This is a genomic window from Actinomyces oris (assembly GCF_001553935.1).
Lineage (GTDB): Bacteria > Actinomycetota > Actinomycetes > Actinomycetales > Actinomycetaceae > Actinomyces > Actinomyces oris_A.
In genome coordinates, this window is the sequence record NZ_CP014232.1 from 320474 (window position 1) to 344667 (window position 24194).

Annotated in this window: 23 protein-coding genes; 3 read left to right on the forward strand and 20 right to left on the reverse strand. The window is 70.2% G+C overall.

What is annotated here, in order from left to right; all coding sequences use genetic code 11:
• Nucleotides 1-45: 45 nt before the first annotated feature.
• The 16 genes from AXE84_RS01430 to AXE84_RS01505 form a co-directional block, all read right to left on the reverse strand.
• On the reverse strand, nucleotides 46-1302 hold the full coding sequence (locus AXE84_RS01430) for a DNA glycosylase AlkZ-like family protein (protein WP_060956578.1): 1257 nt from the start codon (nucleotides 1300-1302) through the stop codon (nucleotides 46-48).
• Between the two features lie 10 nt (nucleotides 1303-1312).
• The gene (gene nucS, locus AXE84_RS01435) at nucleotides 1313-2008 is read right to left on the reverse strand and encodes an endonuclease NucS (protein ID WP_009405946.1); all 696 of its coding nucleotides are present in this window, start codon (nucleotides 2006-2008) and stop codon (nucleotides 1313-1315) included.
• Nucleotides 2009-2349: 341 nt separating this feature from the next.
• The gene (locus tag AXE84_RS01440; RefSeq protein ID WP_060956579.1) at nucleotides 2350-2766 is read right to left on the reverse strand and encodes a DUF2550 family protein; all 417 of its coding nucleotides are present in this window, start codon (nucleotides 2764-2766) and stop codon (nucleotides 2350-2352) included.
• Between the two features lie 3 nt (nucleotides 2767-2769).
• Entirely contained in the window at nucleotides 2770-3036 is a 267-nt protein-coding gene (locus AXE84_RS01445; protein ID WP_060956580.1) for a F0F1 ATP synthase subunit epsilon, read from the reverse strand.
• Nucleotides 3037-3081: 45 nt separating this feature from the next.
• Nucleotides 3082-4518, reverse strand: a complete 1437-nt coding sequence (atpD, locus tag AXE84_RS01450; protein WP_003789540.1) for a F0F1 ATP synthase subunit beta — start codon at nucleotides 4516-4518, stop codon at nucleotides 3082-3084.
• A 93-nt stretch (nucleotides 4519-4611) separates the two neighbouring features.
• Nucleotides 4612-5556 (reverse strand): F0F1 ATP synthase subunit gamma, encoded by a 945-nt coding sequence (locus tag AXE84_RS01455; RefSeq protein WP_060956581.1) that lies wholly within the window; start codon nucleotides 5554-5556, stop codon nucleotides 4612-4614.
• Nucleotide 5557: 1 nt separating this feature from the next.
• Nucleotides 5558-7189, reverse strand: coding sequence for a F0F1 ATP synthase subunit alpha (gene atpA, locus AXE84_RS01460; RefSeq protein ID WP_009406263.1), 1632 nt, complete (start codon nucleotides 7187-7189; stop codon nucleotides 5558-5560).
• Nucleotides 7190-7294: 105 nt separating this feature from the next.
• Nucleotides 7295-8110, reverse strand: a complete 816-nt coding sequence (locus AXE84_RS01465) for a F0F1 ATP synthase subunit delta (RefSeq protein WP_060956582.1) — start codon at nucleotides 8108-8110, stop codon at nucleotides 7295-7297.
• The gene (locus tag AXE84_RS01470) at nucleotides 8107-8691 is read right to left on the reverse strand and encodes a F0F1 ATP synthase subunit B (RefSeq protein WP_060956583.1); all 585 of its coding nucleotides are present in this window, start codon (nucleotides 8689-8691) and stop codon (nucleotides 8107-8109) included. Before AXE84_RS01470 ends, AXE84_RS01465 begins: the two co-directional genes overlap by 4 nt.
• Nucleotides 8691-8900: an ATP synthase F0 subunit C gene (gene atpE, locus AXE84_RS01475; protein ID WP_009395854.1), complete on the reverse strand. Its 210-nt coding sequence runs from the start codon at nucleotides 8898-8900 to the stop codon at nucleotides 8691-8693. The genes AXE84_RS01470 and atpE overlap by 1 nt, the downstream gene beginning before the upstream one ends.
• A 77-nt stretch (nucleotides 8901-8977) precedes the next feature.
• A complete protein-coding gene (atpB, locus tag AXE84_RS01480) occupies nucleotides 8978-9967 on the reverse strand; it encodes a F0F1 ATP synthase subunit A (protein WP_010614655.1) in 990 nt (329 codons plus the stop codon).
• A 100-nt stretch (nucleotides 9968-10067) separates the two neighbouring features.
• On the reverse strand, nucleotides 10068-10529 hold the full coding sequence (locus AXE84_RS01485; RefSeq protein ID WP_060956584.1) for a hypothetical protein: 462 nt from the start codon (nucleotides 10527-10529) through the stop codon (nucleotides 10068-10070).
• On the reverse strand, nucleotides 10526-11776 hold the full coding sequence (locus AXE84_RS01490; RefSeq protein ID WP_060958099.1) for an MraY family glycosyltransferase: 1251 nt from the start codon (nucleotides 11774-11776) through the stop codon (nucleotides 10526-10528). The genes AXE84_RS01485 and AXE84_RS01490 overlap by 4 nt, the downstream gene beginning before the upstream one ends.
• Nucleotides 11773-12543 (reverse strand): L-threonylcarbamoyladenylate synthase, encoded by a 771-nt coding sequence (locus tag AXE84_RS01495; protein ID WP_060956585.1) that lies wholly within the window; start codon nucleotides 12541-12543, stop codon nucleotides 11773-11775. The genes AXE84_RS01490 and AXE84_RS01495 overlap by 4 nt, the downstream gene beginning before the upstream one ends.
• A 140-nt stretch (nucleotides 12544-12683) precedes the next feature.
• On the reverse strand, nucleotides 12684-13397 hold the full coding sequence (locus AXE84_RS01500) for a response regulator (RefSeq protein WP_010614650.1): 714 nt from the start codon (nucleotides 13395-13397) through the stop codon (nucleotides 12684-12686).
• Nucleotides 13398-13480: 83 nt separating this feature from the next.
• Nucleotides 13481-14848 carry an ATP-binding protein gene (locus tag AXE84_RS01505; RefSeq protein WP_060956586.1) on the reverse strand — a complete coding sequence of 456 codons (1368 nt, stop codon included), beginning with the start codon at nucleotides 14846-14848 and terminating at the stop codon, nucleotides 13481-13483.
• A gap of 125 nt (nucleotides 14849-14973) precedes the next feature.
• Between AXE84_RS01505 and AXE84_RS01510 the strand changes: the two genes are divergently transcribed.
• The 3 genes from AXE84_RS01510 (at nucleotide 14974) to AXE84_RS01520 (ending at nucleotide 18160) form a co-directional block, all read left to right on the forward strand.
• Complete coding sequence (locus tag AXE84_RS01510) at nucleotides 14974-17055, forward strand: PspC domain-containing protein (protein WP_060956587.1); 2082 nt, start codon at nucleotides 14974-14976, stop codon at nucleotides 17053-17055.
• 74 nt (nucleotides 17056-17129) lie between these two features.
• A complete protein-coding gene (locus tag AXE84_RS01515; RefSeq protein WP_060956588.1) occupies nucleotides 17130-17612 on the forward strand; it encodes a hypothetical protein in 483 nt (160 codons plus the stop codon).
• A 176-nt stretch (nucleotides 17613-17788) separates the two neighbouring features.
• Entirely contained in the window at nucleotides 17789-18160 is a 372-nt protein-coding gene (locus AXE84_RS01520; protein WP_060956589.1) for an SdpI family protein, read from the forward strand.
• Between the two features lie 59 nt (nucleotides 18161-18219).
• Here the strand turns inward: AXE84_RS01520 and AXE84_RS01525 are convergent, their stop codons facing one another.
• The 4 genes from AXE84_RS01525 to AXE84_RS01540 form a co-directional block, all read right to left on the reverse strand.
• Nucleotides 18220-18813 carry a DJ-1 family glyoxalase III gene (locus AXE84_RS01525; protein WP_060956590.1) on the reverse strand — a complete coding sequence of 198 codons (594 nt, stop codon included), beginning with the start codon at nucleotides 18811-18813 and terminating at the stop codon, nucleotides 18220-18222.
• 110 nt (nucleotides 18814-18923) lie between these two features.
• Entirely contained in the window at nucleotides 18924-20456 is a 1533-nt protein-coding gene (locus AXE84_RS01530) for an alpha-amylase (protein ID WP_060956591.1), read from the reverse strand.
• 856 nt (nucleotides 20457-21312) lie between these two features.
• Entirely contained in the window at nucleotides 21313-22428 is a 1116-nt protein-coding gene (locus AXE84_RS01535; protein WP_081093010.1) for a 5-methylcytosine restriction system specificity protein McrC, read from the reverse strand.
• Nucleotides 22425-23882: an McrB family protein gene (locus tag AXE84_RS01540; RefSeq protein WP_060956592.1), complete on the reverse strand. Its 1458-nt coding sequence runs from the start codon at nucleotides 23880-23882 to the stop codon at nucleotides 22425-22427. Before AXE84_RS01540 ends, AXE84_RS01535 begins: the two co-directional genes overlap by 4 nt.
• Between the last annotated feature and the right edge of the window lie 312 nt (nucleotides 23883-24194).

Here is a 24194-nt window from a genome sequence, read left to right on the forward strand (position 1 = left end):
GTCTCCTCCCCCACATTGCCCGGGCGGGTTTCGGCTCCGCTCCGCTCACCCGGCCAGGCGCTGCTCCATGCGGGAGACGGCCCGGTTGACGTCTCGCTCCACGCGGGCCGACGGCGCCGCCCCGCCCTTCCACAGCAGGCCCTCGCTGACCGGCCGCACGGCGACGAGTCGGCCGCGGTCCACCAGGATCGGGCGAAACATGCCGTTGCTCGCCGGGCAGATGAGGCGCTCACCGTCCTCATCGGTGAGGCACGAGCGCTCCTTGTAACCCACGTGCAGCTCGTCAAAGGAGCCCAGGAAGTGCGTGGCCTGCGCGGCGCCGCGGTGGGCGGACAGCAGGTCGGGCAGGTCGGCGCGCATGTAGAGCAGGCCGGTCTTCGGGGCCGACTCGCCGGGGCCGAGCGGGCGCAGGCCTCCGCGGGCCCCGCCCTCGACGACCGCGCGCACGAGCGGGACACGCGGCCCGGCCGGCTCACCGGCAGCATCAACCGCGGCTGGGACCTGCTCCTCCCCCAGCTCGACGGCATCTTCCAGGGCACGGGCGGCCTGCGTCTTAGGCAGCGTGGTCCAGCGGGCCAGGTCCTCGGCGCTGACCGGGCCGTGGCTGGTCGCGTAGCGATAGGCGATGTGCGCGCAGGCGGCGCGGTGGCCAGTCCCGCCGTGGGCGACGCCTGCTCCGGCGGGCCCGGAGTCGGCGTCGGGCAGGTGGCGTGCGTCCATGACGAGGTGCTCGTTGCCGGACCGCGGACCCTGGATGAGGATCCCCTCGCGCTGGAGGCGCACCAGGAGGTGGCGGCGCCGGTAGGAGGAGACATCCTCGCCGCGGAAAGCCTCCATGAGGCCGGCCTCCTGCCAGGCCGCCAGCAGCACCGAGCGCATCAGCGGGCCCTGGTCCTCGATGAGGCCCAGGGCCACCTCGGCGGCGCGCTCGCACAGGGCGGAATCGACGCCGTAAGCCTTCTCGCTGTTCCGCACCCAGGCGTCGGTGCGGTGCATGAGAGCGGCCCGCAGCCAGTGGTGGTCGGCGGCGGTGGTGATGTGGACGGTGCCGCGCATGGGCCAGGAGCGAACCAGGTCGCCTCGCGCGAAGGCCGCCTCGACGTCGGCCGGGGTAGCGGCCGGGGCGCGCACGAGCAGGGCGTGGGGGACGGCGGAGACCTGCTGGCCCTGGATGGCGAGCTGGCGGGACACTGCCGCGACGACGTCGGGCGCGGCAGTGGCCGGGACGAGGCCCTGGGAGATGATGCGGGCCAGGCTCACCTCGGTCGGCAGCGGCACGGAGGAGGCGCGGGCGGCGGCCATAGCAGTCTCCTTAGAAGAGGCGGGAGCTCGGGTCGTCCATGCCGCGCATGGCGTCGTAGTCGAGGGTGACGCAGCGGATGCCGCGGTCCTCGGCCAGGACGCGGGCCTGGGGCTTGATGGTCTGGGCGGCGAAGACGCCCTGGACGGGGGTCAGCAGCGGGTCGCGGTCGAGGAGCTCGAGGTAGCGGGTGAGCTGCTCGACGCCGTCGATCCCGCCGACGCGCTTGATCTCCACGGCCACGGAGCGGCCCTCGGCGTCCTTGGCCATGATGTCGACCGGGCCGATGGCGGTGGGGAACTCGCGGCGCACCAGGCGGTAGCCGGCGCCCAGGACCTCGATCTGCTCGGCCAGGAGCTCCTGGAGGTGGGCCTCGACGCCGTCCTTGGTGAGCCCGGGGTCCACACCCAGCTCGTGGCTGACGTCGGAGATGGTCTCGAAGAGGCGGATGACGAGGCGGTCGTCGGTCTTGGTGGCGCTGACCTCCCAGACCTCGCGCACGCCATCGGCCGCGGCCTCCTCGTCCGGCTCGGTGACCGCGAGGCGGGCCGGGGCGCTCATCCAGTTCAGGGGCTTGTAGGAGCCGCCGTCGGAGTGGATGAGGACCGAGCCGTCGGCCTTGAGCATGAGCACGCGGGTGGCCCGGGGCAGGTGGGCGTCCAGGCGGCCGGAGTAGTCGACGGAGCATGAGGCGATAACGAGGCGCACCCGTCCACCCTAGCGGGGCCGGGCCCAGGGCGGCGTGACGCCGGGGCCGGCGGTCCTGAGCATCGTGTCACCCGGGGCGTTCCCCTCCACTGTCCATGCACGGCGTCCACACCGGATCGGACGTCGTGTCTCAGGCGTGCCCCGGGGGGCCTGGGGACGCAGCGTCAGGCGATGGCGGCACCCTGCCCCGTCGTCGAGAACGTGCGTCGTGATCGAGGACTGCGATGTCCTCCAGATGTCGGGGAAGGGACCCCAGTGGCCTGGAGGAAAACGCAGTCCTCGGAAGAAAAGTACGTCGCCGATCCGGCCATGAGGCTGCATCCCCGCCCCGGCGTCGGGTCTCAGAAGAGCCGGGGCTGCTCAGGAGCGGCGGACTCCACCCAGGCGATCAGCGCCGAGTGGGACTCCTCCATCATGGCCAGGTCGAAGCCCTCCGGGCTGCGGGTGGCGTCCACGCAGTGCACCTCGACGACGCGCCCCTGCTCCCGGCGGCGCCGTGCCTCGGAGAGCTCCAGGTTCAAGCGGCTCCATGAGCGCGACGGCCTGGTGGAGAAGGACACGAGGCGGTACCACTCCAGGGAGTCGAGCTGGAAGGAGGCGACCCCGCTCAGCCAGCGCTGCGCCCCGCGTGGGCGCAGGGCGCACTCGAAGGAGCCGACTTGCCCGGCCAGGTAGCGCAGACGCAGCAGGAACCCGCCTGCCAGCAGCACGAGGACGGTGACGGCAATCGCCACGACCATCCACACGTGCTGCCCCATGACTCAGGCCTCCGCGCCCTGCTTCACGTGGTCGGCGGCGATCGTGATGACGTCGTGGTCCACGGAGCAGAAGCCGCCGGATACCTCGATGCTGCACATCTCGCCGTCGATGGGACTCAGCCGCACCGGACCGGCCCCCAGGACCGCCACGAGGGGCTGACGACCCGGCAGGATCCCCAGCTCCCCGTTAATCAGGGGCACGGAGACCTGCGTCGCCTCACCGGCCCAGGCCTCGCCCGCCGGCGAGACCACCTCAACATGTAAGGCCATGTCCCCCTCCTTTCCTGCGCCCGGTTCTACCCGGATCCTAACGACTCAGGCGTTGAGCTCGGCGGCGCGACGCTCGAGGTCCTCGATGCCACCGATGTTGAAGAAGGCCTGCTCCGGCAGGTGGTCGTAGTCACCGTCGCAGATGCGGCGGAAGGCCTCAATGGTCTCCGACAGCGGCACGGTGGAGCCGGCCACGCCCGTGAACTTCTCCGCCATGTAGGTGTTCTGGGACAGGAACTGCTCAATGCGGCGGGCGCGAGCCACCGTCACCTTGTCCTCCTCGCCGAGCTCGTCGACACCGAGGATCGCGATGATGTCCTGAAGCTCCTTGTTCTTCTGGAGGATGGACTTCACACGGGTGGCGACGTCGTAGTGCTCCTGGCCCACGTAGCCGGGGGCCAGCAGGCGCGAGGTGGAGGTCAGCGGGTCCACGGCCGGGTAGATGCCTCGCGAAGCGATCTCACGGCTAAGCTCGGTGGTGGCGTCCAGGTGGGCGAAGGTCGTGGCCGGCGCCGGATCGGTGTAGTCGTCGGCGGGCACGTAGATCGCCTGCAGAGAGGTGATGGAGTGGCCGCCGGCGGAGGTGATGCGCTCCTGGAGCTGACCCATCTCGTCAGCCAGGTTGGGCTGGTAGCCCACGGCCGAGGGCATGCGGCCCAACAGCGTGGAGACCTCGGAGCCGGCCTGGGTGAAGCGGAAGATGTTGTCAATGAACAGCAGCACGTCCTGGTGCTGGACGTCGCGGAAGTACTCGGCCATCGTCAGGGCGGACAGGGCCACGCGCAGACGCGTGCCCGGCGGCTCGTCCATCTGGCCGAAGACCAGGGCGGTCTTGTCGAACACGCCGGCCTCGTCCATCTCGACGATGAGGTCGTTGCCCTCACGGGTGCGCTCGCCCACGCCGGCGAACACGGAGACACCGCCGTGGTTCTGGGCCACGCGCTGGATCATCTCCTGGATGAGGACGGTCTTGCCCACGCCGGCGCCGCCGAACAGGCCGATCTTGCCGCCCTGCACGTAGGGGGTGAGCAGGTCGATGACCTTGATGCCGGTCTCGAACATCTGCTCCTTGGACTCGAGCTGGTCGAAGGCCGGGGGCTGGCGGTGGATGGGCCAGCGCTCGGTGATCTCCAGCTGCTCGCCGGGGCCGAGGTTGAGGACGTCGCCGGTGACGTTGAAGACGTGGCCCTTGGTCACGTCGCCCACGGGCACGGAGATCGGCGCGCCGGTGTCGCGCACCTGCGTGCCGCGCACGAGGCCGTCGGTGGGCTTGAGGGAGATCGTGCGCACGATGTTGTCACCCAGGTGCTGGGCGACCTCCAGGGTGATCTCGTGGGGCTCCTCGCCGGCGCTGGTGGCCTGGACGGTCACCTTGAGGGCGTTGTACATCGCCGGGATCGCATCAGGCGGGAACTCGACGTCGACGACGGCGCCGATGATGCGGGTGATGCGTCCCGTCCCGGGGGTGGTGGTGTCAGCCATGTGCGTTCTTCCGTATCTTCCAGAGCTGAGAGGGGTCCTGCTCGGTGAGGTGAGTCTGTGTGGGGTTCTCGACGACGTCGGGGGTTTCCCGGCCTATTCGGACCCCAGGGCGTCGGCACCCGAGACGATCTCCGTGATCTCCTGGGTGATGTCGCCCTGGCGGGCCGCGTTGGCCAGGCGGGTGTAGGTGATGATGAGGTCCTCGGCGTTGTCCGTGGCCGTGTGCATGGCCTGCTGGCGGCTGGCCAGCTCGGAGGCGGCCGACTGCAGCAGGGCGTTGCGGATGCGCGAGCCCATGTAGCGGGTCAGGAGGGCGTCGAGCACCTCGGAGGAGCTGGGCTCGAACTCGTACAGCGGCATGGAGCTGCCGTGCTTGGCCGCCAGCTCCTTCTCCAGGGCCTCGTTGCCGGCGTCGTCGAGCTCGCCGGCCCCTTCGACGTCGACCACCTTGAGCGGCAGCATGCGACGCACCTCGGGGACCTGGGAGACCATCGAGACGTAGCGGGTGAAGACGATGTGGACCTCGGCGACGCCGCCGGCCTCGGCCGGCTGGAGGAAGTAGTCCAGCAGGGTGGTGGCCACCTCCTCGATGGCCTCGTTGCTGGGGCGGTCCGACTGCCCGGTCCAGGAGAACTCGATCGGCGTGCCCCGGAAGCTGAAGTAGCTCTGGGCGCGCCGGCCGAAGGTGAAGATCACCGGCTCCTTGCCCTCCTTGACCAGCTCCTCGATGAGGCGGCCGGTCTCGCGCAGGATGGTGGCCGAGTAGGCGCCGGCCATGCCGCGGTCGGAGGTGACCACGAGGATCGCCACGCGCTTGGTGTCGGTGCGCTCCTGGGTGATGGGATGCTCGAAGCGGGAGTAGGTCCCCAGCGCGGCCACCGCCTGGCTCAGGGCGTGATCGTAGGGCGAGGCCTCCTGCGCGTTGCGGCGCGCCTGCCCGATCCGGGACGAGGCGATGAGCTCCATCGCCCGGAACACCTTCTGGAGGGTCTGGGTCGATCGAATGCGCTGCTTGTAGACGCGCTGGTTTCCTGCCACGTCAGCCCCTCTTGACCACGAGCTGCTCGGTGGTCCTCTCGGCGGCGGGCTCCTCCTCGGGCTCGGCGACCTGGGCGCCCAGCATCTGCTCACCGGAGGCGAAGGTGCGCCGGAAGGCCTCAACGGCCTTAACCAGGGCCTCCTCGGTCTCGTCGGTGAGCTGACCGGTGGACTCGATGGTGTCGAGGATGTCGGTGTTGCGCCGCAGGTGGTCCAGGAAGGCGGCCTCGAAGGGCAGGACGTCGGAGACGTCGATGTCGTCGAGGTAGCCCTTGGTGCCGGCCCAGACGCTGGCGACCTGCTCGGCCACCGGGTAGGGCGTGTACTGGGGCTGCTTGAGCAGCTCCATGAGGCGCTCGCCGCGGGTGAGCTGGGCGCGGGTGGCGGCGTCCAGGTCGGAGGCGAACATGGCGAAGGCCTGCATGGAGCGGTACTGGGCCAGCGTGATCTTGAGGGTTCCGGCGACCTTCTTCATGGCCTTGACCTGGGCTGCGCCGCCCACGCGGGACACGGAGATGCCGACGTCGACGGCGGGGCGCTGGTCGGCGTTGAACAGGTCGGACTGGAGGAAGATCTGCCCGTCGGTGATGGAGATGACGTTGGTGGGGATGTAGGCCGAGACGTCGTTGGCCTTGGTCTCGATGATCGGCAGCCCGGTCATGGAGCCCGCCCCCAGCTCGTCGGAGAGCTTGGAGCAGCGCTCCAGCAGGCGCGAGTGGAGGTAGAAGACGTCACCGGGGTAGGCCTCGCGGCCCGGCGGACGGCGCAGCAGCAGGGAGACGGCGCGGTAGGCCTCGGCCTGCTTGGACAGGTCGTCGAAGACGATGAGGACATGCTTGCCCTGGTACATCCAGTGCTGGCCGATGGCCGAGCCCGTGTAGGGCGACAGGTACTTGAAGCCGGCCGGGTCGGAGGCCGGGGAGGCCACGATGGTGGTGTACTCCAGGGCGCCGCGCTCCTCCAGGGTGGCGCGCACGGCGGCGATGGTGGAGCCCTTCTGGCCGGTGGCCACGTAGATGCAGCGCACCTGCTTGTTCGGGTCGCCGGACTCCCATGCCTCCTTCTGGTTGAGGATGGTGTCCAGGGCGATGGCGGTCTTGCCGGTCTGGCGGTCGCCGATGATGAGCTGGCGCTGGCCGCGGCCGATCGGGATCATCGAGTCGATGGCCTTGAGCCCGGTCTGGAGGGGCTCGTGGACGGACTTGCGGGCCATGACGCCGGGGGCCTGGAGCTCCAGGGCGCGGCGCCCCTCGGCCTCGATCTCGCCCAGGCCGTCGATGGGACGGCCCAGCGGGTCGACGACGCGGCCCAGGTAGGCGTCGCCCACGGGCACGGAGAGGACCTCGCCGGTGCGGCGCACGACCTGGCCCTCGTCGATGCCGTCGAAGGAGCCCAGGACGACGACGCCGATCCGGCGCTCCTCGAGGTTCATGGCCAGGCCGGCGGTGCCGTCCTCGAAGGTGAGCAGCTCGTTGGCCATGACGCCGGGCAGGCCCTCGACGTGCGCGATGCCGTCAGCGGCGAAGACGACGTGCCCGACCTCCTCGGCCGCGACCTCGGCGGGCTTGTAGGACTCGGCGAACTCGTTCAGGGCCGAGCGGATCTCCTCGGGCCTGATGGTCAGCTCTGCCATCTCGTCTCCTTGCTGGTTGCGTTCTGGGGGCCGGCGGCGCTGGGCGTGAGCGACGACGGCGCGGGGTGGGGTGGTGAAGTTGTGGGTCGGCGTGCGATGAGCGGGCTAGCCCGCCAGGCGGGTGCGCAGCTCGGCGACGGCGCTGCGCACGGTGCGGTCCATGACGTAGTTCCGTGTCGAGATGCGGGCTCCGCCGATGACCGCGGAGTCGACCTCGCAGTTGAGGTCGATCCTGGTGCCCAGGCGGCGCTCCAGGATGGTGCGCAGGCGCTCCTCCTGGGCCGAGGTCATGGGGATGGCGGTGACGACGTCGACGATGGTGCGCTGACGCATCTCGGCGGCCAGCTCGACGACGCGGCGCAGGTTGCGCAGCGGCCCGCCCTCGGCGTGGTGCCGCACGCACCAGTCCACCAGGCTCATGGCGGGGGCGCTGATGTGGGGCGCGAAGACGGCCTCGGCCAAGCGGCCCCGGGCCTCGGTGCCGGTGCGGCGTGAGGGGGTCAGGGCCTCGCGCAGCTCGCGGTTGTCGGCGATCTGCTCGTGGACCTCGAAGAGCTGCTGCTCGATCTCCTCCGCCGAGCCGCCCGCGTGGGCGCCGGCGAGGATCGCCTCGATGCCCAGGTCGTGGAGGGCGGAGACCAGGTCGACTGCCTTGGACCAGCGGCCGCGGACCATGGCGCTGAGCAGGTCGACGACGCGCTCGTCCACGGTGCCGGTGAAGAGCCGCCGGGCCAGGGCCACCTTGTCCTCGGCCTCCCGGCCCGGGTCGGTCAGCGGAGCGGGCAGCGAGTGGACGGCAACCTGGTGAGCCAGGGCGAGGATCTGGCGACCCAGCTCCTGGCCCTCGACGCCCGCGGCCGTGAGCACCGGGCTCCAGGCCTGGCTCACGGTCTCACGGGTGGCGGCAGTTCCTGTTCTCACCGCGTCGCCTCCGCAGAGGAGGCGCCGGCGTCGAGCCCCTCGACCGGCTCCATGGTCTCGAGCTCGTCGAGGAAGCGGTCGATGACCCGCTCGGACAGGGCGGTGTCGCTCAGCTGCTCACCGACGATCCGCTCGGCCAGGGTGGAGGCGAGCATGCCGACGTCGGTGCGCAGCGAGATCTGGGCGGCCTGCTTCTCGGCCAGGATCTGACGCTGGGCACCCTCGATGATGCCTGCGGCTTCCGCCTGGGCGTCGGTGCGGGCCTTGGCGATGATCTCCTTGGCCTCGCCCTGGGCGTTGTCACGGATGCGGGCGGCCTCGCGACGGGCCTCGTCCACGAGCCGGGTGGCGCGCTTCTCGGCGTCGGCCTGGTCCTGCTTGGCCTTGTCGGCCAGGTCGAGGCCCTCCTGGATGCGCTGGGCGCGCTCGTCCAGCACGGCGTAGAGCCGGGGCAGGGCGTAGCGGCCCACCACCAGGAGGATGAGCAGGAGGACGACCGCAGACCAGAAGATCTCATGGGCGTGGGGCAGGATGAAGGCCATGCCTCCGCCCTGCCCGCCCTCGTTGGCCAGGGGAAGCATCACTTGACAACGAACGGGATAACGAAGCCGATGAGGGCCAGGGCCTCGACCATGCCCGCGCCGATGATCATGTTGGTGAACAGGCGTCCGGCCACCTCGGGCTGACGGGCCGTACCCTCCTGGGTCTTGCCGACCATGATTCCGATGCCGATGCCCGGGCCGAGCGTGGCCAGGCCGTAGCCGACGTATGCGAGAGCAGCGGAGGTCATATGTGGTTCCTTCTTTCTGGCGCCGGATGGCGCAGGTGGGGTCGGTGGAAGAGGCTTGGGGCGACGCACCGGGGCGTCTAGTGGGCCTCGATGGAGAGCTTGATGTAGACGGCACTGAGGATGGTGAAGATGTAGGCCTGCAGGACCGCAACGAAAATCTCGAACAGGGTCATCACGATCATGGCCGCCCCGGTCAGGAGGCTGATCGTCGAGGATGCCTGAAGGTGCAGGAGCAGGCTGGTGGTGCCGAAGAAGGTCATGCCGAGCAGCATGTGCCCGGAGACCATGTTGCACAGCAGACGCAGCGTGAGCGTCACCGGCCGCACAATGAAGTTCGAGAGGAACTCGATGGGGGTGATGAGCAGATACATCACCTTGGGCAGGCCCGGCGGGAAGAGCTGGGAGGCGAGGAAGTGCCCGACCCCCTGCTCCCTGATGCCGGCGCCGATGAAGGTGACGTAGGTCAGGGCGGCGAACACCATGGGGACGGCCACCACCGAGGAGGCGGCGATGTTGAGGCCGGGGATGACGCCGGCGAGGTTCATGGCGAGCACGCCCAGGAAGAGGGTTCCCAGCAACGGGGCGAAGCGGCGGCCGTTCTTCTTGCCCAGGAGCGCGAAGGCCACATTGCTGCGCACGAAGTCGGCGATGATCTCCAGCAGGGCCTGGCCGCGCCCGGGGACGATCTTGATCCGGCTGGCGACCGCTCCCGCCGTCAGACACAGGGCAACCGCCATGACAACGCGGACGAGGGTGAGCCGGTTGAACTCCAGGAGAGTCCCCTCACCGAAGATCGCGACGGGGAAGAAGTCCTCAGCACCGGGCTTCTGAAGCTCGTGGCCCTCCGCGACGGTGAGGGCGGGCACCGCGGTCTTCGCGATCACCGCAACCAGGACGATCAGGAGCCCCCAGTACCACAGCGGCTTGACGAACGGCTTGGCGTCAGCCGTCCGCGGCACGGCGACGTCGTCGGCTGCCGTGCCGTTCTCGGTGACGGTGTTGGTGGACAGGAGATCCTCCCGATGTCTCTCACGCTTCAAGGCCTGCCCGACAGGCCTGCTGATCACAGGCCATGCTAGCGCCTCAGCAGGGTCTCACGAAGCAAACCAGACGCCCTATCGTGACCCACTACAGTCACGACGCCTTGCGCCCACCCCTGCCCGCCGGTCAGGGACGGTCCGCCGAATCATCCTTGTTCGGCTCCACCACAAGGATTCGAGCCTGTGACAGGACGGTCGCCTCGGCGAACATCCCCACCAGGATCGCAGCGATGGCTGAGACCCCAATCACTCTGATGTCGAGTCCCAGGGACCGTCCACCGACGAGGGCCGTGGCCAGGACCGCCACCTTCGCAAGGTATCCACCGGCTATCCAGACCGCGAGGCCCCTCATGCCGGAGCGGACCATGCGGTCCAGGAACCACCAGGTCGCGGCCAGGAGCAACGTCGTCGTCCCCACGGCGGCCAGCAGCGTGCCCAGCGGCCGCTCCACGGCGCCGCGGGCTCCGCCGGTCAGGCACCACAGGGCCTCCCCGACCACCAGGACCACGGCGGCCACGGAGAGGATCCGGCGCAGCCGGGCTGAGGCCTGGCGCAGTGCGCGGGCGTTCGTGGGGGGCGTCTGGCTCACTGGCGTGTCCTTTCAGAGGAGCCCGGCGACGTCTGCAGGGCTATCCCCTGCGGCGCCTGCCCCTCGGCCGGGCGCGTCACCTCACCGGTTCCCGAGACGTTGCGGGAGATGACGATCCGCTGCTCCTGGCGATCCTGGCGCCGGCGCAGCGCCGAGCGCAGGCCGTGGCGCACCCCGGGCATGAGGTCGACGGTGACGACGAAGGCGAACAGCACCGCGAGGGCGAGCCCCGCCAGCACCCAGGGCAGAGGGAAGAAGGCCATGGCAGCCACGGGGAAGGAGGCGACCGCCGCCCACAGGTACATGACCAGCACCGCGCGGCGGTGGGAGTGCCCGGCCGCCAGGAGCCGGTGGTGCATGTGCATGCGGTCGGGGTGGGTGGGACTCAACCCCTTCCGGGTGCGGCGCACGATCGCCATCATCATGTCGGTCAGTGGCAGCAGGAGGACCGCCAATGGCAGGAGGATCGGCATGAAGGCGGGCAGGGCGCGCGATCCGTCGAAGCTGCCCGGATCGATCTGCCCGGTGACGATGATGGTGGAGGCCGCTGAGACCAGTCCCAGCTGCATCGCCCCGGAGTCACCCATGAAGATGGTGGCTGGGTTGAAGTTGTGGGGCAGGAAGCCCACGCACACACCGATGAGCGCGGCCACGATGGTGGCGGCCAGGGAGCTGTAGGAGCCCGGGCTCGTGGCGCGGGTGAGGACATAGGTGTACAGGAAGAAGGCGGTCGAGCCGATCCCGATGATGCCGGCCGCCAGCCCGTCGAGCCCGTCGACGAAGTTGACGGCGTTGATGGCCGCCACCACGACGATGACGGTGGAGATGAGCGACAGACGTGAGGAGCCGATCGTCAGCCCCGCCACGGGGAAGGTGAGGAGCTGGACGCCCTGCCAGGCCATGACGCCGGCGGCCAGGATCTGGCCGGCGAGCTTAGTCATCCAGTCCAGCTCCCACAGGTCGTCGACGACGCCGAGCAGGCACACCAGTCCCGCCCCCAGGACCACCGCCCAGGCGCTGGAGTCGATGACGTCGGAGAGGTAGGGGATCGTGGAGGCCACGGAGATCGCGGAGAACAGGCCGAAGAACATGGCCACGCCGCCCAGGCGCGGGATGGGCGTGGAGTGGACGTCGCGGGCCCGCACGGGGGTCAGCGCGTTACCCACCAGGGCGATGTGCCGGATGATCGGCACGGCCACGTAGGTGGTCGCCGCAGCAATGGCCATGACCAGGAGGTAGACCTTCACGCGCCCACCCCCGTCCTGCCGCACCCCGCGCCTGCCGTCCTTTCCGACAGGGCGACACCGGCCACTCGTTCCAGGTCCGCGAGCGCCAGGACCCCCTGGCGCAGGATCCGGGGGGCGCGGGCGTGCGCCCCGGCGAGGGTGACGATGGTGGAGGGAACCGGTCCCGGAGTGGCTCCGCCGTCGAGCAGCAGGATGTCCTCGCGCCAGTCGGCGCCGGCGGCTTCACCATCCGCCGTGAGCTCTTCGATGTCCCGGACCCGGCCGGGGAAGGCGGCCCGGGCGGAGGCGGCGTCGGTGGCGGGCGGCGCGCCGGTGGGGTTGGCGGAGGTGACGGCCAGCGGGCCGCTGCGGCGCAGGAGGTTCAGGGTGAGCTCGTGGGCGGGCATGCGCACGGCGAGGGTGCCGCCGGTCTCCCCCAGGTCCCAGGTCAGGGTCTCGTCGGCCTCCAGGATGAGGGTGAGCGCCCCGGGCCAGAAGGCCTCCATGAGGGCTCGGGCGGCCTCGGGCACCTGGGCGACGAGCCCGATCAGGTCGGCGGGGTCGGCCACGAGGACCGGCGGGGGCATCTGGCGTCCGCGCCCCTTGGCGGCCAGCAGCCGCTCGACGGCCGCGGCGTCGGCGGCGTTGCAGCCGATGCCGTAGACGGTGTCCGTGGGCAGGATGACGATCCCGCCTGCGCGCAGGTGATCGCAGGCCGGTTGGAGGGAGTCGGGGTGGGGATGAGCGGTGCTCGCGGAGGGCTGCGGGGGGTGGCTCACGTCCCGCATCCTGCCACGGATCGGGTCGGTAGCGGGACAGTGCGGAGGTGTGGGCCCCGACGCGATGCCGGACCGTCACCTGACCGGGCCTCCCCTCACCGGCATATCCCCGGTCCGTTCCCGGGACGAGCCCGGGACGCCGTCGGGCCCTACACGATGCGGCGGGCCACGGCCCAGCGGGTGAGCTCGTTGCGGTTGGACAGCTGGAGCTTGCGCAGGACCGCGGAGACGTGGGTCTCGACGGTCTTGACCGAGATGAACAGCTCGGAGGCACACTCCTTGTAGGTGTAGCCGCGGGCGATGAGTCGCATGACCTCCCGCTCGCGCGCTGAGAGACGGTCGAGCTCGGTGTCGGCCACCGCCACCTCGCCCGCTCCGGCACCGAAGGCGTCCAGGACGAATCCGGCCAGGCGCGGGGAGAAGGCGGCGTCTCCGGCGGCCACGCGCCGCACGGCCTGGGCCAGGTCCTCGGTGGAGATCGCCTTGGTGACGTAGCCGCGGGCGCCGGCCCGGATGACTCCGACGACGTCGTCGCTGGCGTCCGAGACGCTCAGGGCCAGGAAGCGCGTCTCGGGGACGTCGTGGCAGGAGGCGACGACCTCGGCCCCTCCCCCGCCGTTGCCGCCGGGCAGGTGGACGTCGAGCAGGACGACGTCGGGCCGCAGGGCGTGGACGGCGGCGATGGCGCCCTCGACGTCGTCGGCCTCGGCGATGACGTCCAGGTCGGGGGCGTGGGCGGTCAGCTCGGAGCGCACCCCGGAGCGGACCAGGGCGTGGTCGTCGACGACCAGGACCCGCAGGGACGCACTCGCATCGGCGGGCTGGTGGTGGTCTGTGGTGGTACCGGCGGGCGTGTCAGCCATGGGGTCTTCCTGGTGGTGACGTGGGGTGATCGAGGAGCGAGGGGCCGGGCGCGGCCCAAGGAGACAAAGCAACGATAGACGGCTCAGTGGGCTCGCTCGGGGAGAGTCAGCGCCACCTCGGTGCCGGTGGACATGCGGCGCACTCGGGCGCTGCCGCCGTGGCGCTCCATGCGGGCGATGATGGACTGGCGCACGCCGTGGCGGTCCTCGGCGATGGCGTCGAGGTCGAAGCCAGGGCCGTGGTCGCGCACGAACACCTCCAGGCTCTCCTCACCGGCCTCGACGTAGAGGGAGACCGGTGGGGCGCCGTGGCGCACCGCGTTGGACAGGGCCTCGCGGGCGGCGGCGACGATGACCTCAGTGTCGCGGTCGGGAGCCCGGTCGCCGACGCACACGGCGTCGACGGCCACGCCGTAGCGGTCCTCGATCTCGCCGGCCAGGTCGGTGAAGGCGTCGGCCACGGAGGTACCCGGCGCGGGACGGTCGGTGTAGAGCCAGGCTCGCAGCTCGCGCTCCTGGGAGCGGGCAAGGCGGGCCACCGTCTCAGGCTCGTCGGCGCGCTTACGGATGAGGGTGAGGGTCTGGAGGACGGAGTCGTGCAGGTGGGCGGCGATGTCGGCGCGCTCGGCCTCACGGATCTCGGCGGCGCGGGTGTCAGCCAGGGCCCGGTTGGTCCGCAGCCACAGGGGCGCCAGGACCACGCCGATGCCCACCACGAGCGCCCCTCCGGTGATGAGCCCGGAGATGAGCTTGTAGGGGGTGCTGTCGGCGGCCACCCACACCAGGATGCCGACGACGGCCAGGCACACCCCGCCCGCCACCCGCAGGACAGCGCTCAGGTTGCGGTCCGGGCCGACTAGGTTGTCCATCTGCGACCAGGCCAGGGCCGCTCCGGTGATGACGACGATGATGACTCCCACCGCACCGATCCGGTCCAGCAGCCCTAAGCGCCAGGCGGCCAGGAACAGGGCCGCCAGGAGGAGTGCGCCGCCGTCGATGACCGTCTGCGACAGGCCCAGGGGGGCGCCGCCGTCCGCCCGAGACTCTGCGGTACCTCTCCCACTCCTGAGGCGAGCCGCCAGGCGGGCGCGGGAGACCACCGAGGCGGGCACCTCTCCTGCCGGCCCGTTCTCCCCGGGGAGGGTCGCCCACAGCAGGGCGTAGAGCAGGGCTCCCGCGCCGCCGCCGAGGGCCAGGACGACCATGAGCGCGCGGATGTATCGCACGGGGATGCCCAGGTGGAGCCCCAGCCCCGCGCAGACGCCGGCGATGCGGGCGGGGCGGCGCATACGGGCGGCCTCGACGGACAGGTCGGCCGGCGCCGGCCCCAGCTGGTGGGGCAGGCGGCGCAGAGGGGGGCGTCGCCGCAGCTGGCGCGGGGGGCTCCAGGAGTACGCGGGCCCGCCGGCGGTCGGCGAGGGCTGCGTACCCCGCTGCTGAGCTGTCGTCATGGCACCATCGTGGCACGTCAGGGTCGCCGACCCGAGGGTCCCCCGGGGGATTGGGGGGACAATCCGGGATCATTCAGGGGTTCCCCTGATCGTGCCGCAGGCCACGGACGCGAAGAATTGTTGACATGAACGACAAGCCCACTTCCCCGTCTGACGGTGGTTCCCCCACCGGTTCCGATTCCTCTGACTCCTCCGCATCCCCTGCATCCTCTGAATCCTCTGCATCTGCCGACTCCCACGGCGCCGACGGCGCCCAGCGCAGCTCCCAGCAGAGTCCGCCGTACGGACCGCAGCCGGGCCCAGCCCCCTCCTTCCAGCAGCACGACGGCCCGCAGCCGGAGCCTCAGAGGGGATCGACCCACCGCTTCTTCGACTCCTTGCGCGGCTCGGGTCTCATGCGCACCAATGAGCGCTGGGTCGCGGGCGTAGCCGGTGGCGTGGCCTACCGCTTCGACCTGGACCCCACCCTGGTGCGTTGCGTGTGGGTGGTGCTCTCACTCTTCGCCGGTGTCGGTCTGGTCCTCTACGGACTGGCCTGGGCCCTCCTGCCCGAGGAGTCCGATGGGCGCATCCACCTGGAGGAGGCCTTCTCCGGCCGTTTCAACGCAGGGCTAGCGGGGGCTATCGGGATGACAATCGTCGGGATGTCGACGTTCAGCAACGGCTTCATCCCCAACTGGTACGTCCATGAGGCGGGGATCGCCGCCGCCCTGTGGCCCCTGTTCTGGCTGGGGCTGTTCATTCTCGGCATCGTCTTCCTCATCCGCCGCGCCCAGGACCGGCGCGCGAGCCGGAAGGCCGCTCGAGGCCCTCGGGGCCCCCAGCCCTGGCAGGCCTCCGCTCCCGGTGCCGCGCAGGCACCGGGCAGCCGCCCCGGCGTCCAGGCCGGCGGCTTCGCATCGGCCTGGGACTCTTCAGCGCCTGGCTCCGGCACCCCGGCCTTCAACCAGTCGGCCGGCGGACAGAGCTGGCAGAGCCGCTCCTACCGGCAGCGCCCGCCGTACCAGCCAGTGCCTATGCCGGTCCGCCCGGCGCGCCCGCGCCGTCCCGGCCCCGGTTCCTCGCTGTCGCTGGCGGTCCTGGGCCTGGGACTCCTGACCGCGGCGGGCGTCTGGTACGCCACGGTGACCCACCACCTGGGTCTGCTCCAGGGTCAGTTCATCCTCATCGGCATCCTGGTCGCCCTCCTGGGAGCGGGGATCGTCGTCAGTGGCCTGCGTCGTCGGCACGGAGGCTGGATGACGGTGCTGGGCTGGCCGGTCCTGTTCGTCGTTGCGATCCCCGCGCTGGCCACCGCCTCGATCGTCCCCACGAGCCTGGCCCGCATGCCCTTCGAGACCCTTAAGAACTCGACCACTGCCGCCTCGAGCACGGTGACCTGGCAGGAGCTGACGGCGTCGGCCAGCGGTGGCAGCGTCACCCGCAGCAAGGACATTGGTGACCTCACCCTGGATCTGCGCGGCATGCCCGCCGAGGAGGCCGGCAAGCTCTCCACCATCACCGCCCACCTCGACGTCGGCACCCTGCGCATCAAGACCGACACCGACCAGCGGGTGGAGGTCAGGGCCGACGTCGACATGGGAGCGATCGACTCACAGGTCGCCCGGGCCTGGACCGTCAACGGCCGCCAGATGAATCAGGACGACGAGGGCCCACGCACCTATGACGCGACTGGCAAGACCATCCCCGCTTACAGCAGCTCCAGCGGCGGCCTGAACACCAAGCGCACTCTGGCCTCCCCCAACAGTGACAACCAGCGGCCGCGGATCACCATCAACGCCTCGGTGGACACCGGGACGATCAACATCGAGGAGCGCAGCAACACCGCCTCCTGGTACGGCAACGTCGAGGAGCCCGTGTGGATCGTCAGCACCTGGTTCGACGAGAAAGGCGATGCCCACGGCGACGACCTGCCGGTTCCGGGCATGAACCACCCGGCCATCACGGCCAAGGACGCTGAGACCTGCATCCGCACGGCCCACGAGAGCGTGGACGAGGACGACCGCAGCGAGGACGTCGGGTGGAGCAACCTGTCCGACCTGACCTCTGCCGAGCGCACCTCCTACGACTCCTGCGTGCAAAGGGCCCTGTCCGGGCAGGGCGCCGGGCAGCCCAGTGCGAGCCCAAGCCCCTCCGGGGCGGCCGCTGCGACACCGTCCCCGACTCTCACCAAGCAGTCCGCCACGGCCAGCCCGACAGCCGGCTGATCGCGCCCGCAAGCCGGCCTCAGCCACCAGAACTCTTCCCCGGGCGCATCCCGGGCCCACCCAAGGAGACCCTCATGAGCAGCACCTCTTCCACGACGTCGCCCGACGACGCCGGCAGCACCAGCACCGAGGCGACCGGCGAGGACGCCACCAGGCCCTTCCCGGCCGCCGGAGACACCCAGCCCCTGACCTCACCGGTGACTCAGCCCGCGGCTGAGCCGGAGACTCAGCCGGTCACCATGCCACTACCCGCTTCTCAGGACGCCGGCGCGGAGACGGCCTCCGCGAGCTCGCCACCCACGTCGTCGTCGGGTCCGGTGTGGAGCGCCGGGACGGTCAGTGACCGGGACCGCCCGCAGGCGCCCCAGGACATCAAGGGCTCGACTCTCTTGTGGGGGGCCTTCCTGCTCCTGGTGGGTGGACTGCTCATCGCGGCGGGCCTGGGGCTGCGCTTCGACTTCACGACGACGGCCATCGCCTGCCTGGCGGGTCTGGGGGTTCTGCTCGTGGTCGCCGCCCTCATCCCTAAGGGGCGCCGCAGCGCCAAGAAGTCCTGATCCGCATTCACCACGTATTCGCCCAATCGAGCCGCGAGGACGCACCTCAGGGCCCGCCGACTGCACCTCCACGGTGCGGCCGCGAGACCCACCGTGCGTCCTCGCGGCGTACTATTCAAAGAGAACTCACCGGAACCGAGAACCTCCACCACTGCGACGGATAACGAGGGACATCGATGGTTGAGACAGCATGCTCCGTACTCATGAGCCTGATCCTGAGCGTGACCGGCATCCTCCTCGTGGTGCTGGGACGCCGGATGGCGAAGCGCAGGCTCCCGCCGAACTCGTGGGCGGGAGTGCGTTACGAGATCGCGCTACGCTCCGAGGAGAACTGGTACACGATGCAGGCCTGGTGCGCGGCGGCGACTGTGGGACTGGGTGTGGTTCTCCTCGACTCAGCAGTCCTCTTCGCCGTTCAGGCGGCCCTGCATGAGACGATCTCGATCCTGATCCCCATGGCCATCATGCTGGTTCAGATGGCTGCCGGTATCGCATTCCTTCACGTTCAGGCCCGCAGGTGCGCCGCGGAGCTGACACAGAGCGCATAGGTCGGCTCCCCCACTCAGCGACTTTGGTGAGGGAGCCGGTCGGAGTCCGGGGCGAGCGCTCAGCCCTGGTAGACGATCTTGGCCTTGACGTCGTCAACGGCCTCCTCGCCCAGGTAGTGGCGCACGATCTCCAAGCCGAAGTCGATGGCGGTTCCCATGCCGCGGGAGGTGATGACGGGGCCGTCGGTGACGACGGCGGCCTGGCTGACCTGCGCGCCGTGCTCGGCGAGCACGCCCACGAAGCCGGGGTTCGACGTCGCCTGGCGGCCCTCGAGCAGGCCCAGCTCGGCCAGGATCGAGGGGGCGGCGCAGATCGCGGCCACGGGCCGGCCGGTGCGCACCCGCTCGGTGACCGCGGCCATGAGGGGCTCGACGGCCTTGAGGTTGGGGGTGCCGGGGATGCCGCCGGGCAGGACGAGCATGTCGTAGTCGTCCAGGTTCGCCTCGGCCAGGGCGAGGTCACAGGTGACGACGATGTTGTGGGAGGAGACGACGGCCCGCTCGGGAGTCACGGAGATCATCGTCGTGGGGATACCGGCGCGGAAGAGGATGTCCACGGTCGCCAGCGCCTCGACCTCCTCCAGCCCGGGGGCGATGAAGACGGCGACGGCCTTGTCGGTCCTCTGATCGGTGGGCGCGTGGAAAGCGGGCATGTCTCCTCCAGGAAGGTCGGCTCAGGTCAATGCGGCTGGCGCCATCACCCTACGCGCCCGTGACGCCGGGCGTGAAGGAAACCGCGCCTCCCCGACTCTTCGGGCGATCCTCAGCGCTGGCGCAGGAGGTGCTGCTCGGCGCTGTCCAGGATCGGCCGGGCGGCCTGCGGCGCGTAGACGCTCAGGCCGCCGTCGGACACGGGCAGCTCCACGCTGCCGTCCTCGGCGACGGTGACCGGCTCGTGCCCGCCCAGGACGCAGATCCATTGCTCGCCGGCGTGCCGCGCCCCGACGTGGAGACGCTTAGTGGCGGCCCTGCGGTCGGACAGGACGACGGCGAGCCCGGAGCCGGGGTGGGCCTCGTCGCCCTCGCGCGCGAAGCCGACGACGTCGGGGTCGTCGAGGGCGTCGTGCTGGGGGCCGTGGGCCAGGGCGCGTCGCATGGTCATGAGCAGCGGCAGCTCGGTGACGGCCGGCAGGTCGCCGGTCTCGGGCGTGCCGAACAGGTCGCCCCAGAAGACGCAGGGGGTTCCAGCTTCGCGCAGCAGGATGAGGGCGTAGGCCGAGGGCTTGAACCAGGGCTCGATGGTGGAGGCCAGGGACTGGCCCGGCTGGGTGTCGTGGTTCTCCACGAAGGTGACGGCGCGCGCGGGGTCGGCGGCCACGAGGGTGCCCTCGAAGAGCCGGGTCAGGTCGACGTCGCCATTGGAGGTGGAGGCCGCGTGCAGGTGGAAGTGGAGGGGGACGTCGAACAGGCTCATGAAGGGCACGGCCTCCAGGTAGCCCTCCAGCTCGGCGACGTCGTGGGACCAGTACTCGCCCACGGCCGGCAGGGCGCGGCCGGTGGCGCGGCGCAGCTCAGGCAGCCAGCGGGCGAAGAAATCGGCGCCGACGTGCTTGAGTGCGTCCAGGCGCAGACCGTCGACGCCGGTGGTCTCCACGTACCAGCGCCCCCAACGGTCCATCTCGGCGCTGACGGCGGGGTCGATGACGTGGACATCAGAGCCCATGAGGTAGTCGTAGTTGCCGAACTCGTCATTGACGTTCTCGTTCCACTGCTTGCCCTCGAAGAGCCAGACGCCCTGCTGGTGACGGGCCTCGTCCCAGTCGGTGCCATGAAAGCAGGTCCAGTCCCAGGTGAAGTCCGAGTAGGCGCCGGCGCGCCCCGGGAAGGTGTAGCGGGTCCAGGCCGTAATCTCCTCGGTCTCACCAATGGGGCGCGTGCGGTCGTGGGGGTCGGCGGGCGTGGCACGCACGACCTCGGTGGCGTCCCCGCCCATGCGGTGGTTGAGGACGATGTCCGCCACGACGCTGATGCCGGCCGCGTGCAGGGCCTCGATGGCGGCCAGGTAGTCCTCCTTGGTGCCGTACTTGGTGGGGACGGTGCCCTTCTGGTCGAACTCGCCCAGGTCGTAGGTGTCGTAGACGCCGTAGCCGACGTCCTCTACGCCGGCCTGTCCCTTGTAGGCGGGCGGCAGCCACACCGAGCTCACCCCGCAGTCGGCCAAGAGGGCGGCGTTGTCCGCCAGGAGGCGCCAGTGGGTGGAGTCGGCGGGCAGGTCCCAGGCGAAGGCCTGGAGCATGAGGGGGTTGACGACGTCGTCCGGGTTGGCGGGGCTGGGCTGGGCGTGGTTCTCGGTCACGGTTCCGATGCTGCCAGTCCTCCCCCGCGGCCGGGGACATTCCACGCGACCGGGTGCGTGTCATTCCGTCCGGGGGCGTTCGACGCCGTCGGGGACCGGATTCCTGTCCCCCTACGCGCGACATGTCCCCGGCCGGGAGAAAATGCACCCCCACGCGCAGAATGTCCCCGTACGGAGGAGGACGGATGCGATATGGACAGTGCATAGCGGGGACCCCATAATGGTGGGGAGCCAACTGGCTGCTACCGGTTGACTCCCCTCGCAAGGGAACGGCCTAGCCGGTCCACTTGCTGAGGGCATCCACAAGCACACCGACGGCCCGGATCAGGCGAGCGACAGCGGTCAAGACTTCGCTCACCTTCCGGGCCGTTACCTTGCCCTTGCGGACTTCAGCACGTCGTCCTCTCGGCTTGGACACGGCCCTCACCTCCTCCCGGCTCCTTCCTCCCCGGCAAGGACATGAATGTTCCGGGAGAAGATGCCATGGGAGGCATCACCCATCATGCCAACGGGCGCCGGCAGCCCTTCTCGGACTCCACAACACGGGGATTCCGCGGCGAGACAGTCACCCTTGTGGAAACCGGCGTCGTCGACGCTCGTCCCACGCGCCTCTTGGTCTCCAACACGTAGTGACGGCCGGGGACATTCCACGCGACCAGGTGCGTGTCATTCCGTCCGGGGGCGTTCAACGCCGTCGGGGACCGGATTCCTGTCCCCCTACGCGCGACATGTCCCCGGCCGGGAGAAAATGCACCCCCGCACGCAGGATGTCCCCCGCCGGAGGGGAATGCCCCCGGCCGAGGGAAGGATGCGATGTGGACGGTGCGGAACGGCGCCGCTCGCGACTCGCGAGTGGTCAGATTGACGCGAGCAGGGCAGCGACGTCGTCGAGCTGTACGGCGATCTCGGTGAAGTCCCGGTCCAGGTCGAGGGTGCGCACGTGGAAGCGGTGCCCGGTCTCGGTCCAGGTCTCGCGGACCGGCGGGTCGACGGCGGTTTGGGCGTAGAGCAGCATGCCGGCGACCTCACGCCCGGACTGCCGGGGGTCACTGGCCTCGTGCATGACGTAGCTGTAGATCTGGTTGCGGTTGGCCGGGGACAGGATCGACTTGTCGTAGCGGGAGCCGAGGATGCGCCCGTAGCACTTGGTGTCGATGATGAGGGTCCGCTGCGGCCCGGTCAGGACGATGTCGGTGTGCAGTCCCGGGAGGAAGACCGGGGCGTCCTCGATGCCGCCGCTCACCCAGGGAGCACCGGCACGCAGGTGGGGGTGGTGGCGGCGGAAGTAGGCCAGGACGAAGCGCTCGTACAGGGCGCTCAGCTCCTGGGGGTCGAGGAAGTCGGCGAGGCTGACTGCGCCGTCGGCGCCGCTGAGCAGCCGCTCGTCCAGGACGAGTCGGCACACGCCCATGAGCAGCCGGTAGGAGCGGTTACCGCGGTGGAAGCGCAAGCTGTCCCAGTGCAGCTGGCGCAGGTCCCCGACGCTCATCACCTCGACGTCGCCCATGACGAGCAGTGTGGACTTCAGACGCTTCCGGCGGGCCGGGGCGACGTCGCCGTGCAGGATCAAGCGCAGGGCGGTGGTCTTGAGAAGCCGGTTCATGAGGGTGTTCTCGGTGCGCTCGTCGTATCCGCAGCGCACCAGGCTCCTGCGGCGCGCCCTCAGACGCATCGTGGCGGCCGGGTCGATGCGTCCCCGCACCACCGTCAGGTCCTCGTTGAAGGGCTGATAGTCCCGCTCGAAACCGCGTCGGCGCTGGTTGTCCAGCCCACCGGTCAGGATGGCGGCGAGCATGTCGTGGACGTGCTCGAAGTCCTCGGCCGCCAGGCGCCGGTGCTCGCCGGTCTCCAGGGCCTTGAAGGCGTAGGCGAGCATGTAGTAGACGTTCTTGAGCAGGACGGTGCTGGGACCACGCTGGTGCGGTCGGCCGGGAGCCCCGTTCCGCGCCCGGCCGGGCAGGGCGGCTGTCATACCAGGATGCTCTCCAGCTCGTGAATGCTCTCGTCCATCGCAGCCGGGTTGTCGAACCAGTACTCGCGCACCAGCGGCTCCAGCTCGTAGCGCACCACCGAGGTCACGTCCGCATCCGTGCCCGCAGGGTTCTCGGGGCCGGCCGCAGGCAGGCACAGGTAGGAGTGTCCGATCTGGAACCCGGGCCCGAGGGCCTCGTCCTCGGCGATCCGCTGGTTGAGGCGGCGTACGACGTCGACCAGCGCTTCCAGCCTCGCGCTGCCCACGGCTTCGACGTGCCTGAGGAACCCGGGGTGGTCAAGGGCCGGCCTCATCTCGAAGAAGGCGAAGCGGCGCCGCAGCGCGTAGTCGATGAGGGCCAGGCCCCGGTCGGCGGTGTTCATCATGCCGATGATGTGGAGCCGCTTCGGGACGGACAGCAGCTCCCCGGACACGGGCAGGCGCAGCGCCTCCCCACGGTGCTCGGCCTCGATGAGCATGAGCAGCTCACCGAAGGCCTTGGAGATGTTGGCCCGGTTGATCTCGTCGATGATGAACACGTAGTCCCGTCCCGGGTCGGCGGCGGCACGCCGACAGAACCTGGCGAAGACGCCCTCGGCGGCCGCGAACCCGCCCTCGGCCGTGGGGCGCAGCCCGACGACGACGTCCTCATAGGCGGTCGACTGATGGAACTGCACCACCTCCACCCGCGAGTCATCCGTCTGGCCCATGAGGGCGTAGGCCAGGCGCTTGGCCGCGAAGGTTTTTCCCGTGCCCGGAGCGCCCTGGAGGATGAGGTTCTTCTTGCGTCGCAGCAGCCCGAGCATCTGCTCCAGGTCCTCGGGGCCGACGAACACCTCGGCCAGGAAGCTCTCCCGCATGTAGATGTCGGCGACATCGGGCTCATCAGCGTCCCGGGGACTCGCGGCAGGGTCGAGAGTCGTGGACGAGTCAGGGTGGTTCCGGTCCCGGAACAGCGATTCGAGCTGGGCCGGGTTGTAACTGGTCTCCTGTGTGAGGCGCTGTAGTGTCACTCGGCGAACCCCTCGTTGCAGCGGCCAGGAGCCGACATGCGTCCACTCGATGTCGCGCACGCAGCGGTAGGCGGGCCGGGCGTCGTCGTAACGGAACTCCGAGCAGACGACGCCGCGCCCGATGATCTCGGTGGGACCGCGCCGGGCGTAAACGACGTCGCCGGGACGCATCGTGCGGGTGAAGTCCCGGATCATTCCCGCCGCGCCTGTCGGCCTGCCGCCCCAGTCCCCGTAGCCGGCCTCCAGCGCCTCGATGACGGCTTCCTCATTCGGGTAGCTGGTGGGGTCACCGATCCGGTCCCAGTTGAGCGCCATGATCCCGGCCGTTCGAAACTCCTCCCACTTCCCGGCGCCCTCGCCCGGGACGTAGAGCCAGTAGCCGCGCTCCTGCTCCTCGGCCGTCTGAGCATCCTTATCCGACGCCGTCATCGGCTCACTCATGATTCCTCCTCGTCGCCCATGCCCGCGGCGCTGTGGGCACGTCCAGGGGGAATAGTAGTGCCGGCTCACCCCATCGGTACCAGCCGGGTACGCGCACCTCCGGGTCTGGACATCCGATGCCGTCGGGGACATTCCGCACGGCCGGGTGCGTGTCCTTCCGGCCGGGGGCATTCGACGCCGTCGGGGACCGGATTCCTGTCCCCCAACGCGCAGGCTGTCCCCGACCGGGAGGGAATGCACCCCCACGCGCAGGATGTCCCCGTCGAGACCGGCCGCCCAGGCCTCGTGTCGGTCCAGTGCCGACCCGTGCCG

Bases quoted from the DNA above. Each gene is read 5' to 3' on its own strand.
- AXE84_RS01430 (WP_060956578.1), bottom strand. From the start codon at position 1,302: ATGGCCGCCGCCCGCGCCTCCTCCGTGCCGCTGCCGACCGAGGTGAGC.
- AXE84_RS01440 (WP_060956579.1), bottom strand. From the start codon at position 2,766: ATGGGGCAGCACGTGTGGATGGTCGTGGCGATTGCCGTCACCGTCCTC.
- AXE84_RS01445 (WP_060956580.1), bottom strand. From the start codon at position 3,036: ATGGCCTTACATGTTGAGGTGGTCTCGCCGGCGGGCGAGGCCTGGGCC.
- atpD (WP_003789540.1), bottom strand. From the start codon at position 4,518: ATGGCTGACACCACCACCCCCGGGACGGGACGCATCACCCGCATCATC.
- atpA (WP_009406263.1), bottom strand. From the start codon at position 7,189: ATGGCAGAGCTGACCATCAGGCCCGAGGAGATCCGCTCGGCCCTGAAC.
- AXE84_RS01470 (WP_060956583.1), bottom strand. From the start codon at position 8,691: ATGCTTCCCCTGGCCAACGAGGGCGGGCAGGGCGGAGGCATGGCCTTC.
- atpE (WP_009395854.1), bottom strand. From the start codon at position 8,900: ATGACCTCCGCTGCTCTCGCATACGTCGGCTACGGCCTGGCCACGCTC.
- AXE84_RS01495 (WP_060956585.1), bottom strand. From the start codon at position 12,543: ATGCGGGACGTGAGCCACCCCCCGCAGCCCTCCGCGAGCACCGCTCAT.
- AXE84_RS01500 (WP_010614650.1), bottom strand. From the start codon at position 13,397: ATGGCTGACACGCCCGCCGGTACCACCACAGACCACCACCAGCCCGCC.
- AXE84_RS01505 (WP_060956586.1), bottom strand. From the start codon at position 14,848: ATGACGACAGCTCAGCAGCGGGGTACGCAGCCCTCGCCGACCGCCGGC.
- AXE84_RS01510 (WP_060956587.1), top strand. From the start codon at position 14,974: ATGAACGACAAGCCCACTTCCCCGTCTGACGGTGGTTCCCCCACCGGT.
- AXE84_RS01515 (WP_060956588.1), top strand. From the start codon at position 17,130: ATGAGCAGCACCTCTTCCACGACGTCGCCCGACGACGCCGGCAGCACC.
- AXE84_RS01520 (WP_060956589.1), top strand. From the start codon at position 17,789: ATGGTTGAGACAGCATGCTCCGTACTCATGAGCCTGATCCTGAGCGTG.
- AXE84_RS01525 (WP_060956590.1), bottom strand. From the start codon at position 18,813: ATGCCCGCTTTCCACGCGCCCACCGATCAGAGGACCGACAAGGCCGTC.
- AXE84_RS01535 (WP_081093010.1), bottom strand. From the start codon at position 22,428: ATGACAGCCGCCCTGCCCGGCCGGGCGCGGAACGGGGCTCCCGGCCGA.
- AXE84_RS01540 (WP_060956592.1), bottom strand. From the start codon at position 23,882: ATGAGTGAGCCGATGACGGCGTCGGATAAGGATGCTCAGACGGCCGAG.